This is a genomic window from Thiomonas sp. (genome assembly GCF_034007205.1).
GTDB lineage: Bacteria > Pseudomonadota > Gammaproteobacteria > Burkholderiales > Burkholderiaceae_C > Thiomonas.
Genome location: NZ_JAVERI010000004.1, coordinates 61871 through 77203 on the forward strand (window position 1 = coordinate 61871; position 15333 = coordinate 77203).

Below are 15333 nucleotides of genomic sequence, written 5' to 3' on the forward strand. Positions count from 1 at the left end.
ACTTGACCTGACACAGCCCCAGGGCGCAGGGTGTCTGCTTCAATGGCGAGGACGTTGCCAATCGAAAGCATCAGGAGGAATGGCCATGCACGCCTTGTTTTCAACCAGTGATCTGTGCGACGCGCACCGCGAGGCCTTGCACACGGATGCGCTGCGTGTGCTGCCGCCGGTGTTTCGTTCCTTTGGCAAGATCGGTCGCTTCCGCGGCCCGATCGCCACCGTGCAATGTCACGACGACAACGCCCTGGTGCGCGCCGCTCTGGAGGCGGCCGGCATGGCCCGGGTGCTGGTGGTGGACGGCGCGGCGTCGATGAAGCGGGCGCTGCTGGGCGGAAATCTGGCGGCGCTGGCCAACCAGAACGGCTGGGCCGGGGTGGTGATCAACGGCTGCGTGCGCGATGTGCATGAAATCCAGCAGGTGCCCATCGGCGTGCTGGCGCTGGCGTCGATGCCCGCTCCGCCCGAAAAACACGGCAAGGGCAGGGTCGATGTCGTGGTGACCATTCAGGAGGTGGTCGTGCGCCCAGGTGAATGGCTCTACGCCGATGAAGACGGCGTGATCATCAGCCGCGAGCGACTTGGTCTGGCGCTTTGATCGAGGTCAGGACCTCAAGTCAAAATGCGGCGGCGGGCCAAGGGCGGGTTGGTGTCGAGATAGGCGCGTATGCCCTCGAAAATCGCGCGGGCGATCTGCTTGCGATAGGCCGGGGTCTGCAGCCGCGCTTCTTCTTCCGGGTTGCTGATGAAGGCGGTTTCCACCAGCATCGAAGGGATGCTGGGCGATTTCAGCACGACGAATCCCGCCTGCTGCACCTGCCTGGAATGCAGATGCACCAGTTCGCCCATTTTGCTCAGAGTGGGGCGGGCCATTTTCAGGCTGGCATTGATCTTCGCCGTGGTGGACATGTCGAGCAGCACCTTGGCCACCTGATAGCTGCGCGAGTTGATGTCGATGCCGCCGATGGCGTCCGCCGCGTTCTCGCGTTGCGCTATCAGGCGGGCTGCCACGCTGGAAGCGCCGCCTTCCGACAGGCAGTAAACCGACGCGCCGCGCGCCTCGGGCGTGAACCAGCCGTCGGCATGGATGGAGGTGAACAGGTCGGCGTTGGCCGATTGCGCCTTCTCCACCCGCGTCCACAGCGGCACGAAGTAGTCGCGGTCGCGCGTCATCATCACCCGCATGTGGGGGGTGTTCTGAGCCAGATCGCGCAAGTGGCGGGCGATGAGCAGCACCACGTCTTTTTCATGCACCCCGCTGGGCCCCGTGGCGCCCGGGTCTTCGCCGCCGTGGCCCGGGTCGATGGCCAGCAGCACGGTGCGGAAGTTGCGGCGGTCGCGGCGCACGGGGTCGGGGCGTTGCGCCGGGGAGCTGTCCGCCCGCGCATCGGCAGAGGCGGCGCGCGGCGCATCGGCGCGGGCGAACTGCCGGGGCTGCCCGGCCTGTTGGCTGTCGAGTTCGCTGCGGTGTTGGCGTATCCAGTCGCCCAGCGTATCGTCCTTGCGGGTCCGAGCTTGCGCGAGGGTCTGCGGCGACGTGGATTCCCCGCCAAGCTGGAGTTGGCGGTCGAGTGTCTCCTGCTGTTGCATGAAAGCCATCAGCCGGTCAGAATGGGCAGGATAGAGATCGAACACCAGACGGTTTTGATAGGCCGCCACCGGCAGCAGGCTGAAGACCTGCGGTTTGACCGCCTGCTTCAGGTCGATGACCAGGCGCACCACGTCGGGCTTGAACTGGCCCACGCGCACGTCCTTGATGAAGGGATCGTCGGCCTTGATTCTGCCCGCCAGATCGCGCAACGCATTGTCGAGCTGCAGACCCTGAAGGTCCACCACGAGCCGCGGCGGATCGCTCAGGATTTGGTGCGTTGCACTCAGGGCGCCGTCCGACTCCAGCGTCAACCGGGTGTATTCCGGCGCCGGCCAGACGCGGATGGACAGCAGCGTGGCGCCGCGGGCGATCATGGGGGCCGTCAGCAGCAGCACGAGGCTGGACGATTGCACGAGAAAACGTCGACGCGGTGAGGTCATCATGTTCAGGCTCCTGCTCAAGAACCGGGGGAGCAGCAGCCCGCCCGCGGCATCAACCGGACTTCAAACCCTCCGGCAGGGCGCGAAACAACTGCTGTCCCAGTTCGGTCCCGGCTTGCAGCGTGCACTGGCGCTGTTCTCCCAGCGGTTCGAGGTGCACGCTCAAGTCGGCGATGGGCAGCAAACCCGGCGCGCGCTGCGGCCACTCGACCAGACTGATCCCGGGTCCGCCCACGACATCGCGCAGCCCGGAATCTTCCCACTCTTGCGGGTCCGAAAATCGATACAGATCAATGTGATGGGCCGATGTCCGAAGAGTTCCCTTGAATTGTAGGGCTGGAATGTCGAGGTCGTACTCTTCCAGCAGGCTGAAACTCGGGCTTTTGATGCGTCCCTGCACACCCAAGGCACGCAAAAAGGCGCGCGCAAAGGTGGTTTTCCCTGCGCCGAGGTCGCCGTCGAGGGTGATCAGCAGACGCGGCGCCGGGTGTTGCGTCCACGCCAAAGCCAGGGCCCGGGCCAGTGCTTCGGTGTCGTGCTCGTCGGTGAGCAGCAAGTGCAGTGCGGCAGGGGACATGGGGCATTTCTAGAATGAGGCGGATGGAGCAACTCGGCACATCGCCCAAGGTTCTGCACGCCTTGGCGCAGGACATCAAGCAGTACGGACGTGCGCTGGGATTCTCGCAAATCGGCATCACCGGCGTGGATCTGCGTTCCGCCGAGGCGCCGTTGCTGGCCTGGCTGGCTGCAGGCCACCACGGCAACATGGACTATATGCAGCGGCATGGCCTCAAGCGCGCCCGGCCCGCCGAGCTGCTTCCCGGCACGCTGCGCGTCATCACCGCGCGTATGGACTACCTGCCGCGCGCAGCCCCCGAGAACTGGCGCGAGGGGGAGTGGCGCCGGCTGGCGCAGCCCGAAGCAGCGACCGTTTCGGTCTACGCCAGGGGCCGCGACTACCACAAGGTACTGCGGCGCCGGCTGCAGCAACTGGCCGATCACATCGCCGCCCAAGTCGACCCGGGCGTGGTGCGGGTGTTCACCGACTCCGCGCCCGTGCTCGAAGTGGAGTTGGCGGCGCGCGCCGGGCTGGGTTGGCGCGGCAAGCACACCCTGCTGCTGCAGCGTGACAGCGGGTCGATGTTTTTTCTGGGCGAGATCTTCGTCGGCCTGCCCCTGCCAGTGGATGCGCCCACGAGTGCGCACTGCGGCACCTGCCGCAAGTGCATCGACATCTGCCCGACGCAGGCCATCATCAAACCTGGAGAACTCGATGCGCGGCGCTGCATCTCCTACCTGACCATCGAGCATGGCGGGCCGATTCCCCTGGAACTGCGCCCGCTGATCGGCAACCGCATCTATGGCTGCGACGATTGCCAGTTGATCTGCCCGTGGAATCGCCATGCCCGGCGCAGCCCCTTGCCCGACTTCGACGTGCGGCAAGGTCTCGACCAGGCTTTGCTGCTCGATCTATGGCGTTGGAACAAGGCGGAATTCGAGCAACACACCGAGGGCAGCGCGATCCGCCGCATCGGCTTTGAGCGCTGGCGGCGCAACCTCGCCGTCGCCCTGGGCAACGGACTGCGCCAGAGCCGGGATGCCGCCTGGCGAGCGGCTGTCATCCAGGCGCTGGGCGAAGCGCTTGTGCAAGCCAGCCCGCTGCTCCGGGAGCATCTGCGCTGGGCGTTGACACAGGCCGAATCGAATCCAGTGGAATGACCCGGTAGAATGCCGGGTTTCGTCGGGGCGTAGCGCAGTCTGGTAGCGCATCTGCTTTGGGAGCAGAGGGTCGGAGGTTCGAATCCTCTCGCCCCGACCAAAAAACACATATTAAATCAATGAGTTGCAGAACAAGCCCACGCCAACAACGCGGGCTTTTTTGTGCCAAGAGCGGGACTTTTGGGGGGCGCATTCCCCCTCAATTCCCCCAAATTTCCCCCAGACCGCCCCGAAATGTCCCTTTGCCGGACACCCCAGGATTCCCCCCGCAGGGAGATGGTCAGCGCTTCATCCCCCTGCTGCGCTGCAAGTCGGCTTCCAACACCATCCGCACATAGCGAGCGTAAGGAATGCCCTGGGCTTTCGCCTTGGCGCGTACCGCGTCCATCAGGGCGGCGGGCAGGCGCATATTCAGCGCGGCTTCCTTCTTCGCCACCTCGAAGCGCATCGGCTTGAACTGTTTGAAATCAAGACCGGAAAGGTCTTTCTCCAGGAATGCTTCGGCTTCGGCGTCGGTCTTGAATTCAGGCACTCGTTTCATAGTTGCTCGCCTCCTTCGCGTGCATGTAGCGGGCACTGATCGGACGGATGAAGCCGCCCCGAAAAGCGAACGCTACGAACATGGCCCGGCCATCGACCCGGCCTGCCGCAATGTGTCGGCTCTCAGCCGGTGTGGTGTGCTTGAGGTCAGGCGCAACCCGCGCTTGACCTTCGAGAAACAGCCGTTCGATTTCCTCACGGGAAACCCCATGCTTCCCGCACTTGGGCCAGTTGCCGCTGTCCCAGTCGAACCCCGCTATTTTCATGGATTCATTGTAGATAAATGTCTACACAACAACAATGCATTTCAGCGGCTCATTCCCCGGTCGTTCTCGCGGTACGGCGCGCGCTGTGATCTGCCGACTGGTTGGCGAGCGTTCGATGAATTTCCGGCGGGATGAGTGCCGCGCACTGTCCACTGCAAGTCCGACAGGCTCCTAACCCATCGTGCCGATGGTGCGGCGCAGCAGCGCCAGCGCGATCAGGAAGAACGCGCCGCCGATCGCCGCGATGGCGAGGAACGACGGCCAGACGACGTCGAACCCGGCGCCGCGGAACAGGATGGCCTGCGACAGGCTGACGAAGTGGGTGGTCGGCGCCGCGAGCATCACGATGCGCACCGCTTCGGGCATGCTTTCCTGCGGCGTGACGCCACCCGAGAGCATTTGCAGCGGCAGCAGCACCAGCATCAGCAGCAGCCCCATCTGCGGCATCGACCGCGCCACCGTGCCCATGAAAATGCCCATCGACGTCACCGCGAACAATTGCAGCGCGGCGCCGACGAGGAACAGCGGCACCGAGTCGGGCAGCGGCACCGCGAGCAGGCTGTGCACGATGAAGAACAGCGACAGCGACGACGCCAGCAGCACCACCAGCCCCATCGACCAGACCTTGGCCGCCATGATCTCGAACGGCGTCACCGGCATGGCCAGCAGGTGCTCGATGGTGCCGTGCTCGCGCTCGCGGATCAGCGCGGCGCCGGTGAGCACGATGCCCAGCGTGGTGATGCCGTTGATCAGTTCGACGATGGCGCCGAACCACGACCGCACCTGCGCCGGGTTGAAGCGGTGGCGCAGCGCCAGCTCGACCGGTGCCGCCGGCGCCGCGCGGTGGCGCGCGAGGAACTCGGCGATCTCGCCGTTGACGATGGCCTGGACGTAGCCGCCGCCGGTGAACGCCTGCGTCATGCGGGTCGCATCGACGTTGAGCTGCAGCGCCGGCTGGCGCCCGGCGAGCAGGTCGCGCTGGAAGTTGGGCGGGATGTCGAGGACGAAGGTGTAGCGCCCGGAGTCGAGTCCGGGGTCGACCTCGGACAGGTCGATCAGCGGCGCGTGCAGGAAGTAGGGCGGAGCGAACGCCGCGTCGATGCGCGCCGACAGCGGCGAGTGATCCTCGTCGACGATGGCCAGAGGGGCGCGGTGCAGCGTTTCGGGGATGCCGCTGGCCGCGATGTAGATCTGCGCCGTGAACGCGAACACGATCAGCAGCAGCATCGCGGTGTCGTGCCACAGGCTGCGCAGCTCCTTGATGCCGAGATGCCAGATGTTGGCCGCGCTGGACAGGGCGATGCGCGTGGACGGCGGCGGACGCGGCGGTTGTTCCACCTTTAGCGCTCCTGCTTGCGCAGCAGCGCCGCGCTCAGCGCGATCAGCAGCGGCGCGGCCAGCGCCAGCGGCACGAAGGCCGGCGCGAGCTCGGGAAACCCCAGCGCCTTGGAGAAGGTGCCGCGGGCGATGGTGAGGAAATGCGTGGTCGGGTAGATCTGGCCGATCCACACGGCCGGGCCTTCGAGCGACGAGATCGGGTTGATCATCCCGGAGAACTGCGCCGCCGGCAGCAGGGTGCCGATGGTGGTGGCGAAAATCGCCGCCGTCTGCGTGCGCAGAAAGGTCGATATCAACAGCCCGAGCGCGGTTGCCGCAGCGACGTAGAGCAGCGCCGCCGTGGCCAGCGCGGCAAAGCTGCCCTTGAACGGCACGCCGAACACCGTCACCGCCATCACCCACAGCAGCAGGAAGTTGAACATCGCCAGCGCGACGTAGGGAAGCTGCTTGCCGACGAGGAACTCGATCCGCCCGACCGGGGTGACGTAGAAGTTGATGATCGAGCCCAGCTCCTTCTCGCGCACCACGCTCAGCGAGGTGAGCATCGCCGGGATCATCATCAGCAGCAGCGGGATCACCGCCGGCACCATCGCCACCAGGCTTTTGACGTCGGGGTTGTAGCGGAAGCGGATTTCGATGTTCGACGCCGCAGTCGGCAGCGCGCGGGCGAGCTCCTGCCGCGCGTATTCGACCATCCAGGCGGCGTGCAGCGCCTGGACGTACCCGGAAATGGTTTCGGCGCGCGTGGGCATCGCGCCGTCGATCCAGACGCCGATCTCGGTCTGCCGGCCGCGCGCGACATCGCGGCCGAACCCCGGCGGGATTTCGATCGCCAGGCTGAGCTCGCCGCTGCGCATGCGCTGGTCGAGTTGGGCGTAGTCGGTGATCGGCGCATGCTCGACGAAATAGCGCGACCCGGCGATGTTGCGGGCATAGTCGCGGCTGATCGCGCTGTGGTCGCGGTCGAGCACGGCGTAGCGCAGGTTCTCGACGTCCATACTGATGCCGTAGCCCATGATCAGCATCAGGATCAGGCTGCCCGCCAGCGCCAGCGTGGCGCGCACCGGATCGCGCAGCAGTTCGAGCGCCTCGCGCCGGGTGAAGCTCAGCAGCCGGGTGGCGCTGCGGGCGAGCGCGCCGCCGCGCCGCGTCCGCGCCTGCGGCGCGGGCAGCGGGTCGAATCCGGCGGCGGCCCCGTCCGCTTCCGGCTCGCCCTGCGCCTCGCTGAGCCATTCGACGAACGCCTGTTCGAGCGATGCCGCGCCGCGCTGCGCGACCAGCGCCGCGGGCGCGCCGGTGGCCAGCACCCGCCCGGCGTGCATCAGCGCGACGCGGTCGCAGCGCATCGCCTCGTTCATGAAGTGGGTCGAGACGAAAATGGTCACGCCGTCGTTGCGCGCCAGGTCGATCATCCGCTGCCAGAACCAGTCGCGCGCGATCGGATCGACTCCCGAGGTCGGCTCGTCGAGGATCAGCAGCTCGGGCTGGTGGATCATCGCCACCGCCAGCGACAGCCGCTGGCGCATGCCCAGCGGCAGCGCCGAGGGGTGCTGGTCAATCTCGGCTTCGAGCCCGAAGCGGGCAACCATTTCGGCGACGCGGGCGACACGAAGATCCGCCGGGACGTGAAACAGCCGCGCATGCAGTTCGAGGTTCTGCCGCACCGTCAGCTCGGTGTAGAGCGAGAACGCCTGGGTCATATAGCCCACGCGCTTGCGCGTGCCCAGATCCTTCGGGTCGGGCTGGTGGCCGAGCACGCGCACCTCGCCGCTGCTGGCCGGCAGCAGCCCGGTGAGCATTTTCATCGTCGTCGACTTGCCGCAGCCGTTGGAGCCGATGAAGCCGAAGATTTCGCCGCGCTCGATGCGCAGGTCGACGTGGTCGACGGCGACGAAGTCGCCGAAGCGTCGGGTCAGGCCGTGGGCCTCGATGGCGTAGCCGTTCGACCCGTCGGCCGGACGCGGCGGCAGCACGACGGCATGGTGCTGGCGCCTGCGCGATTCGGGCAGCAGGCCGATGAACGCCTGTTCCAGCGTCGCCGCCTGCGTCTGCGACTTGAGCTGCGCCGGGGTGCCGGCGGCGATCGGCCGTCCGCCATCCATCGCCACCAGCCAGTCGAAGCCCTCGGCCTCGTCCATATAGGCGGTGGCGACGAGCACGCTCATCGCCGGGCGCTGCTCGCGCAGCCGCGCGATCAGCGTCCAGAACTGGCTGCGCGACAGCGGATCGACCCCGGTGGTCGGCTCGTCGAGCACCAGCAGATCGGGGTCGTGCAGCAGGGCGCCGCACAGACTGAGCTTCTGCCGCATGCCGCCCGAGAGCTTGCCGGCGGGGCGGTCGCGGAAAGGCGCCAGCCCGGTGGCCTGCAGCAGCGCGTCGATGCGCTGCGCCCGCTGCGCCGCGGTGTAGCCGAACAGCCGGCCGAAGAAGTCGAGGTTTTCGACGATCGACAGCGTTGGGTAGAGGTTGCGCCCCAGACCCTGCGGCATATAGGCCACGCGCTCACGCACCCGGCCGAGGTGGCGCGCGTCGGCCATGTCGCCGCCGAGCACCTCGACCCGGCCCTGCTGGATCGCGCGCGTGCCGGTGATCAGCGCGAGCAGGCTGGACTTGCCGACACCGTCGGGCCCGATCAGCCCGACGGTGCGCCCGGCGGGAAGTTCGAGGTCGACCGCGTCGAGTGCGACCACCTCGCCGTAGCGCAGCGTCACGCCCGCCAGCCGCGCGACCGCTTCCTGCGGCGGCGCGTTTCCCGGCGTGAGCGCAGGTCCGGGGGCGCTCATTGCGGCGCCACTTGCAGCCGTGCCGGCCACGGCACGTTGCGGTCGAGCCGGACGTAGGCCACTCCCGGCATACCGCTCTTGAGCTCGGGCAGCCGCGCGGCGGCCCATCCGGGATCGACCTGCGCCTTGACGCGGAACATCAGCTTCTGCCGCTCGCTTTCGGTCTCGACCGTCTTGGGAGTGAACTGCGCCACGCTCGACACATACGACACCGTGGCCGGAATGACCTTGCCGGGAAGCGCGTCGAGCACGATGCGCGCGGTGTCGCCGATGACCACCCGGCCCGAGTCCTGCTCGGGGAGGAAGAAGGCCATGTACAGGCTGCCGAAGTCGAGCAGGCTGAGGATCTTTCCGCCCGGGGGCAGAACCTCGCCGGGGCGCGAGATGATGTATTGCACCACGCCGTCGATCGGCGCGCGGATGGTGCAGTCGTCGATTTCGACCTGGACGCGGCGCACCGCCGCCTGCGCCGCGCGCACCGCCGACTCGGCCTCGACGCCCTGCGAGCGCGCCGCGGCGATCGCCGAGCGGGCGGCGGCGACCTGCGATTGCGCCGCGCTCAAGGCCCCGCGCGAGCCGTCGACGCGCGCGCGGTCGTCGTCGAGCTGCTGCTCGGCGACGCCGCCCATGCCGACCAGCGCCTTCGACCGGGCGTAGCGCTTTTCTGCGGCGACCAGGTCGCTTTCCCGCTGCACCACCCCGGCCTGTGCCACCGCGAGTTCGCTCTGCCGCAGCGCGAGTTGCGCCTTGGCCGTTTGCAGCGCATTGCGCGCGCGCTCGAGCTGCGCCTGCGCCTCGGCGAGCTGGGCTTGCAGCGGCTTGGTGTCCATGCGTGCCAGAACCTCGCCGGCACGCACCGTCGCACCTTCGCTTGCCAGCACCTGCACCAGCCGCCCGCCCTGCCGCGCCGCGACGTCGATCTCGATCGCCTCGATGCGGCCATTGCCCTGCGCCAGCGCCTGCTTCGGCGCGGCCAGGTTCAGCGTATACCAGCCGAAAGCCGCGGCCGCCAGCGCTGCGGCGAGCACGAGCGCGACCAGCGCGAGGCGATTCCTGGGTAGATGCATCGTTTTTTCCATTCGTGGTGCGGGGATCGGCAGATTCTGCCATACGAACCAGGAAGCCTGTCGGCCTTGAAGAATCGAAGCGAGAATCCGGCTGGTCGAGACCAGATTTTGACGATTTGCCCGGGCATTGGCGTTTCCCCAGGGTTTGCCCTCTGCGCGGTCCGCGCCGCATCGACAAGTTTGTCGCCTTTGTTGTGAAGCCGCCATTTCAAATTCACCGATTTGACGGATAAGTCGTTGAAATGTATTGACTATCTTTCGGTGCGCGGCTGGCATCGTTTGTGCTTCGTCTATTCCGACCCCAACGCATGGAGGCTGGAATGTCCACGATGCTCAAGCAGAAAATCGATCAGGTGTTCGAGGAGCCTGGATGTGACAAGAATCAGGCGAAGGACGCGAAGGAGCGCAAGAAGGGCTGCACCAAGCAGCTCACCCCTGGGGCAGCGGCCGGGGGCTGCGCTTTCGATGGTGCCAAGATCGCCTTGCAGCCCATCGTGGATGTGGCCCATCTGGTTCACGGGCCGATTGCCTGCGAAGGCAATTCCTGGGACAACCGCCACAGTGCCAGCAGCGGTTCGCAGATCTACCGTACCGGCTTCACCACCGACATCAATGAACTCGACGTGGTGTACGGCGGCGAGAAGCGGCTGTTCAGGGCGGTGCGCGAAATCATCGAAAAATACGACCCTCCCGCGGTGTTCGTCTACCAGACCTGTGTCACCGCGCTGATCGGCGACGACATCGAGGCGGTGTGCAAGCGCGCCAGCGAGAAGTTCGGCAAGCCGGTGATTCCCGTGAATTCGCCCGGTTTCGCCGGGCCGAAGAACCTGGGCAACAAGCTCGGCGGCGAGGCCCTGCTCGATTACGTCATCGGCACGCGCGAACCCGAAGTCACCACGCCGTATGACATCAACATCATCGGCGAATACAACCTGGTGGGCGAGCTGTGGCAGGTCAAGCCGCTGCTCGACGCTCTGGGCGTTCGCATCCTGGCGTGCATTTCCGGCGACGGCCGCTACAACGAGATCGCCGCCAGCCATCGCGCCCGGGCGACGATGATGGTGTGCTCCAAGTCGATGATCAATATCGCGCGCAAGATGGAGGAGCGCTGGGGCATTCCGTTTTTCGAGGGCTCGTTCTACGGCATTTCCGACATGAGCCACACCCTGCGCGAGATCGCGCGGCTGCTGGTCGAGCGCGGCGCGCCCGAGGAACTGCTCGGCCGCACCGAAAGGCTGATCCGCGTCGAGGAGGCGCGCGCAACCGAGCGCATCCGCGCCTACCGCGAGCGGCTGGCGGGCAAGCGGGTGCTGCTGATCACCGGCGGGGTCAAGAGCTGGTCGGTGGTGTCGGCGCTGCAGGAGGCCGGGCTCGAAGTCGTCGGCACCAGCGTGAAAAAGAGCACCAAGGAAGACAAGGACAAGATCAAGGACATCATGGGCGACGACGCGCACATGATCGACGACATGACCCCGCGCGAGATGTACGCGATGCTGCGCGAGGCGCGCGCCGACATCATGCTGTCGGGCGGGCGCTCGCAGTTCGTCGCCCTCAAGGCGCGCATGCCCTGGCTGGACATCAACCAGGAGCGGCACCACGCCTACGCCGGCTACGAGGGCATGGTCGAACTGGTGCAGGAAATCGACAAGGCGCTGTTCAACCCGGTGTGGGCGCAGGTGCGCACTCCGGCGCCGTGGGACGACTCGACCGACCCCACCAACCTGGCGCAGGCCAGCGCCCCGCCACCGTCAAAGGCGCAAACCCTGGCGGCTGCCGTCGGCATGAACTGAGGAGGCGATGATGGCGCTGGTTGTCGAAACGAAAAAGTCGTGTGCGGTCAATCCGCTCAAAATGAGCCAGCCGCTGGGAGCGACCTTTGCCTTCCTCGGGCTGGATTCCTGTGTGCCGACCATGCATGGATCGCAAGGCTGCACCTCATTCGGCCTGGTGGTGATGGTGCGGCACTTCCGCGAAGCCATCCCGATGCAGACCACGGCGATGAACGAGGTCACCACCATTCTGGGCGGTCTGGAGAACATCGAGCAGGCCATCCTCAACATCCACAAGCGCAACCATCCGCGCATCATCGCGATCTGCTCCACCGGGCTGACCGAGACCAAGGGCGACGACGTCGACGGCTATCTGCAACTCATCCGCAAACGTCATCCCGAACTCGACGATACGGCGATCGTCTATGTGTCCACGCCCGACTATGTGGGTGCATTCGAGGATGGATTTTCCCGGGCGGTCACCGCCGTGGTCAAAACGCTGGTCGAGCCCGCGGCGCATTCGATCCCCGGCCAGGTGAATCTGCTCGTGGGTTGGCACATCACGGCGGGAGACATCGACGAATTGCGCGAGATGTTCGCGGCCTTCGGCTTGAGCGCCATCGTTCTCCCCGACGTCTCCGGCTCGCTCGATGGCCACATCCCCGACGACTGGCTCGGCACCACGCTGGGCGGAACCCCGCTGGAATCGATCCGCGAGATGGGCGCGTCGATGCTGACCATCGCCGTCGGCGAGCAGATGCGCTCGGCGGCGATGGAGCTCGAAATGCGCGCCGGCGTGCCCTTCGTGCTGTTCGACCGGCTCACCGGACTCGCCTCCAACGACGCCCTGCTGCAAACCCTGTCCGAACTCAGCGGGCGGCCTGTGCCCGAGAAGTATCACCGCCAGCGCAGCCAGCTTCTCGATGCCATGCTCGACGGCCATTTCTTTTTCGGCAACGTCAAGGTGGCCATAGCCGCCGAGCCCGATCTGCTGTGGGCCATGGGCAGCTTTCTGGCAGAAATGGGGGCGGAGCTCACCGTCTGCGTCACGACCACCAAGTCGCCGCTGCTGTCGCAACTGCCGACCAACGAAGTGGTGATCGGCGACCTGGAGGACTTCGAGCGCGCCGCGCAGGCAACCGGCTGCGAGCTGTTGCTCACGCACTCGCACGGACGCCAGGCCGCCGAGCGCCTCGCCAAACCGCTCTATCGCATCGGGCTGCCGCTGTTTGACCGGCTGGGCAATGCGCATACCGTGAACATCGGTTATCGCGGTACGCGCAACCTGGTGTTCGACCTCGGCAATCTGCTGATCGCGCAAACGCCGCACCATGAGCCGGGCGACTGGCCCTTGCCGGCCACCTCGCTTGCGGCGCTCGAATCGGGCTGTGCACCCGTCGAGCAGTGGGCGCAGCCGGTGGGCGAATCGGGCTGCGGCGGCCGCTCCTGCGGCTGCGGTGAGTGAATCATGACTTGCACCTTCATCACCCTTTTCAACTCACCGGAGCATGCACCATGAAAATCGCTTTCGCCACGCAGGACATGCAGCAGGTCGATGCGCATTTCGGTTGGGCACGGCACATCGCCGTGTATGAAATCGACGAAGCCGGCTATCGTTTCGTCCAGACCTTCGACTTCGGCAGCGATCTGGCCGAAGACGGCAACGAAGACAAGCTCGCCCCCAAGCTCGACGCCATCAAGGACTGCGCCATTCTGTACGTCGCCGCAATCGGCGGTTCCGGCGCCGCAAGGGTGGTGGCGCTGAAAATCCACCCGATCAAGGTGCCGCAACCCGAGCCCATCCTGGACATCCTCGACAAATTCCAGGAGGTGCTCAAGGGCACGCCGCCGCCCTGGCTGCGCAAGGTGCTGAACAAGGGGCGCGAACGCGATTTCGATGTGGAAGACGATGAGGAGAAGGCTCATGGCTGAGGCCGAAACGACCGCTGCGCCCGATACCGATGCCCTGCAGGACGGCTTCGTGCGCGAACTGATCAAGCAGATCCGCGCGCAGGACACCCACGGCGTGTGGGAAGGCAAGAGCGACGCCACGCTGCTCGCACCCTACATCCTCACCGCCGAGCAGCGCCGCGCGCTGCCGATCATGGGCGACCCCGACCCCGAGACGCTGTGGCGGCTCGAACTGTTCCACAACGCCGTCGGACTGGCGATCGAGCGCGCCACCGGCTGCATGGTGTCGCCGATGATGAAAATGAGCCACGAAGGCTTCGGCCGCGCGGTGCTCACCGCCGGCCGGCTGGTCGTGGTCAACCGCCATCTGCGCGATGTCCACCGCTTCGGATTCCCCAGCCTGGAAAAGCTCGCCGAGGCCGGCAACAAGCTGGTGACTGAGGGCATCGGCCTGATCGAGCAATACGGCGAAGTCGCCCGCTATGGCTGATTCCCGCACCCACGAGGCCACCATGTCCCAGACCGCAACTGACCCCGAAGCCCTGAAGTCCGAGCTGAAAAAGCTGAACGCCCGCGCCACCCAGGCCAAGATGGACCTGCACGACCTGTCCGAGGACCTTCCCACCAACTGGGAACGCATCCTCGAAGTCGCGCAGATCGCCTACGACGCGCATGCCGCGCTGATGCAGGCGCGCAAGCGTCTGAATGAGATGGCTTGAAAGCCGACCGGAGTCCGATCATGAGCACGTTTTCCGTCACCTTTCCCAGCGGCGCGGCCTGGGTGCCGACCTTCGTCCAGTCCATCGACGAGGCCAAGTGCATCGGCTGCGGCCGCTGCTTCAAGGTCTGTCCACGCGGCGTGCTCGCCATGGTCGGCCTCGATGAAGACGGAGAACGTGTCGCCATCGATCAGGACGGCGATGACGATGAAGAGTACGAAAAAAAGGTCATGACCATTGCGCACCGCGAGCTGTGCATCGGCTGCACCGCCTGCGCCAAGATCTGTCCGAAAAAATGCTACAGCCACGCCGCGCAGGAGGTCTGAGCCATGAGCGCTCCGCACGGCCGCTCCGTAGGAGCGCTCAACTCCCTTGGGGATGAGGCTGGGCCAGCGAACGCGCCTGCGCGTGTTCGCGCGCCAGCCGAATCCGAGCGGCTTGCAAGCCGCGAGGTGGGGGCGAGCGTAGCGAGGAGGGTAGTCCAGTGAGTGCCGTCTGGATCGGCGGATATTCGAACCTGCGCAAGGAAAAGACGTCCTGTGATATGCCGCCCGTCGCCAAGCCTGACGAGCAGGCGCTGCGCGCCCTGCTGCTGGCCTGCGCAGACGATGCCGACGATCCCGCGACGCTGGCCGTTGCCGGGGTGCTGGCCGAGGCCTTTGCGCGTCATGGCCTGCATCTGCTGCCCATTCCCGGGCTGGATGTCAGGGACACCCGCAGGCTGATGCGCCACTGGGTTCCCCTCGCGGACCAGGTGCTGGGCCTGGACTGGCTCGAACTGACCCGCATGGACCGGCCCGAACCCCGTGCGGATGAAATCGACGACGTCGCCTCGCTGCTGTTCGAGGCCGCACGCGAAGGACGGGGCGACGACGCGGCGCGCTGGCTGGCGCACATCGTTGCCGTCGCCTGCCTGGGCGCAGACCACCTCTGGCAGGATCTGCATCTGCGCTCCAGGGCCGATCTTTCGCGCTTGCTGCAGGACTGGTTTCCAGCCCTGGCGGCGCGCAATACCGGCAATATGAAGTGGAAGAAATTCTTCTACAAGCAGTTGTGCGAACGCGCGGACTTGAGAATCTGCAAATCACCGAGCTGCGACGTCTGCAGTGATCATGCGGTGTGCTTCGGGCCTGAGGAGGCGGGCGCGTAGCACAGTGCATGCGAGGGAATGATTCCTTTGCTGTGGCGGCCCG

General features: G+C 66.2%; 16 protein-coding genes and 1 tRNA gene. 10 read left to right on the top strand and 7 right to left on the bottom strand.

Features of this window, described 5'->3' with window-relative positions:
* Positions 1-85: 85 nt before the first annotated feature.
* Entirely contained in the window at positions 86-595 is a 510-nt protein-coding gene (rraA, locus tag RBR52_RS04570; RefSeq protein WP_320376010.1) for a ribonuclease E activity regulator RraA, read from the top strand.
* Between the two features lie 14 nt (positions 596-609).
* Here rraA and RBR52_RS04575 read toward each other — a convergent pair whose 3' ends face one another.
* Positions 610-2031, bottom strand: a complete 1422-nt coding sequence (locus RBR52_RS04575; protein ID WP_320376011.1) for an N-acetylmuramoyl-L-alanine amidase — start codon at positions 2029-2031, stop codon at positions 610-612.
* 49 nt (positions 2032-2080) lie between these two features.
* Positions 2081-2605 (bottom strand): tRNA (adenosine(37)-N6)-threonylcarbamoyltransferase complex ATPase subunit type 1 TsaE, encoded by a 525-nt coding sequence (gene tsaE / locus RBR52_RS04580; RefSeq protein ID WP_320376012.1) that lies wholly within the window; start codon positions 2603-2605, stop codon positions 2081-2083.
* A 23-nt stretch (positions 2606-2628) separates the two neighbouring features.
* On the opposite strand from tsaE, the gene queG reads away from it, so the two are divergent.
* Positions 2629-3747 carry a tRNA epoxyqueuosine(34) reductase QueG gene (queG, locus tag RBR52_RS04585; RefSeq protein ID WP_320376013.1) on the top strand — a complete coding sequence of 373 codons (1119 nt, stop codon included), beginning with the start codon at positions 2629-2631 and terminating at the stop codon, positions 3745-3747.
* Between the two features lie 23 nt (positions 3748-3770).
* Positions 3771-3847: transfer RNA gene (locus RBR52_RS04590), tRNA-Pro, on the top strand.
* Positions 3848-4027: 180 nt separating this feature from the next.
* Here RBR52_RS04590 and RBR52_RS04595 read toward each other — a convergent pair.
* The 5 genes from RBR52_RS04595 to RBR52_RS04615 all read right to left on the bottom strand — a co-directional run bounded on the left by RBR52_RS04595 (position 4028) and on the right by RBR52_RS04615 (position 9741).
* Positions 4028-4279, bottom strand: a complete 252-nt coding sequence (locus tag RBR52_RS04595; protein WP_320376014.1) for a BrnA antitoxin family protein — start codon at positions 4277-4279, stop codon at positions 4028-4030.
* A complete protein-coding gene (locus tag RBR52_RS04600) occupies positions 4272-4553 on the bottom strand; it encodes a BrnT family toxin (protein WP_320376015.1) in 282 nt (93 codons plus the stop codon). Before RBR52_RS04600 ends, RBR52_RS04595 begins: the two co-directional genes overlap by 8 nt.
* A gap of 171 nt (positions 4554-4724) precedes the next feature.
* Positions 4725-5855, bottom strand: a complete 1131-nt coding sequence (locus RBR52_RS04605) for an ABC transporter permease (protein ID WP_320376159.1) — start codon at positions 5853-5855, stop codon at positions 4725-4727.
* 38 nt (positions 5856-5893) lie between these two features.
* Positions 5894-8674, bottom strand: coding sequence for a ribosome-associated ATPase/putative transporter RbbA (gene rbbA / locus RBR52_RS04610; protein ID WP_320376016.1), 2781 nt, complete (start codon positions 8672-8674; stop codon positions 5894-5896).
* The gene (locus tag RBR52_RS04615; RefSeq protein WP_320376017.1) at positions 8671-9741 is read right to left on the bottom strand and encodes an HlyD family secretion protein; all 1071 of its coding nucleotides are present in this window, start codon (positions 9739-9741) and stop codon (positions 8671-8673) included. Before RBR52_RS04615 ends, rbbA begins: the two co-directional genes overlap by 4 nt.
* 320 nt (positions 9742-10061) lie before the next feature.
* On the opposite strand from RBR52_RS04615, the gene nifE reads away from it, so the two are divergent.
* The 7 genes from nifE to RBR52_RS04650 all read left to right on the top strand — a co-directional run bounded on the left by nifE (position 10062) and on the right by RBR52_RS04650 (position 15290).
* Positions 10062-11531: a nitrogenase iron-molybdenum cofactor biosynthesis protein NifE gene (nifE, locus tag RBR52_RS04620; protein ID WP_320376018.1), complete on the top strand. Its 1470-nt coding sequence runs from the start codon at positions 10062-10064 to the stop codon at positions 11529-11531.
* A 10-nt stretch (positions 11532-11541) separates the two neighbouring features.
* Positions 11542-12975: a nitrogenase iron-molybdenum cofactor biosynthesis protein NifN gene (nifN, locus tag RBR52_RS04625; RefSeq protein ID WP_320376160.1), complete on the top strand. Its 1434-nt coding sequence runs from the start codon at positions 11542-11544 to the stop codon at positions 12973-12975.
* 50 nt (positions 12976-13025) lie between these two features.
* Entirely contained in the window at positions 13026-13442 is a 417-nt protein-coding gene (gene nifX / locus RBR52_RS04630; protein ID WP_320376019.1) for a nitrogen fixation protein NifX, read from the top strand.
* On the top strand, positions 13435-13911 hold the full coding sequence (locus RBR52_RS04635; protein ID WP_320376020.1) for a NifX-associated nitrogen fixation protein: 477 nt from the start codon (positions 13435-13437) through the stop codon (positions 13909-13911). Before nifX ends, RBR52_RS04635 begins: the two co-directional genes overlap by 8 nt.
* Before the next feature lie 22 nt (positions 13912-13933).
* Positions 13934-14140: a CCE_0567 family metalloprotein gene (locus tag RBR52_RS04640; protein ID WP_320376021.1), complete on the top strand. Its 207-nt coding sequence runs from the start codon at positions 13934-13936 to the stop codon at positions 14138-14140.
* Between the two features lie 20 nt (positions 14141-14160).
* Entirely contained in the window at positions 14161-14466 is a 306-nt protein-coding gene (fdxB, locus tag RBR52_RS04645; protein WP_320376022.1) for a ferredoxin III, nif-specific, read from the top strand.
* A gap of 158 nt (positions 14467-14624) precedes the next feature.
* On the top strand, positions 14625-15290 hold the full coding sequence (locus tag RBR52_RS04650; RefSeq protein WP_320376023.1) for a nitrogen fixation protein NifQ: 666 nt from the start codon (positions 14625-14627) through the stop codon (positions 15288-15290).
* Positions 15291-15333 lie beyond the last annotated feature (43 nt).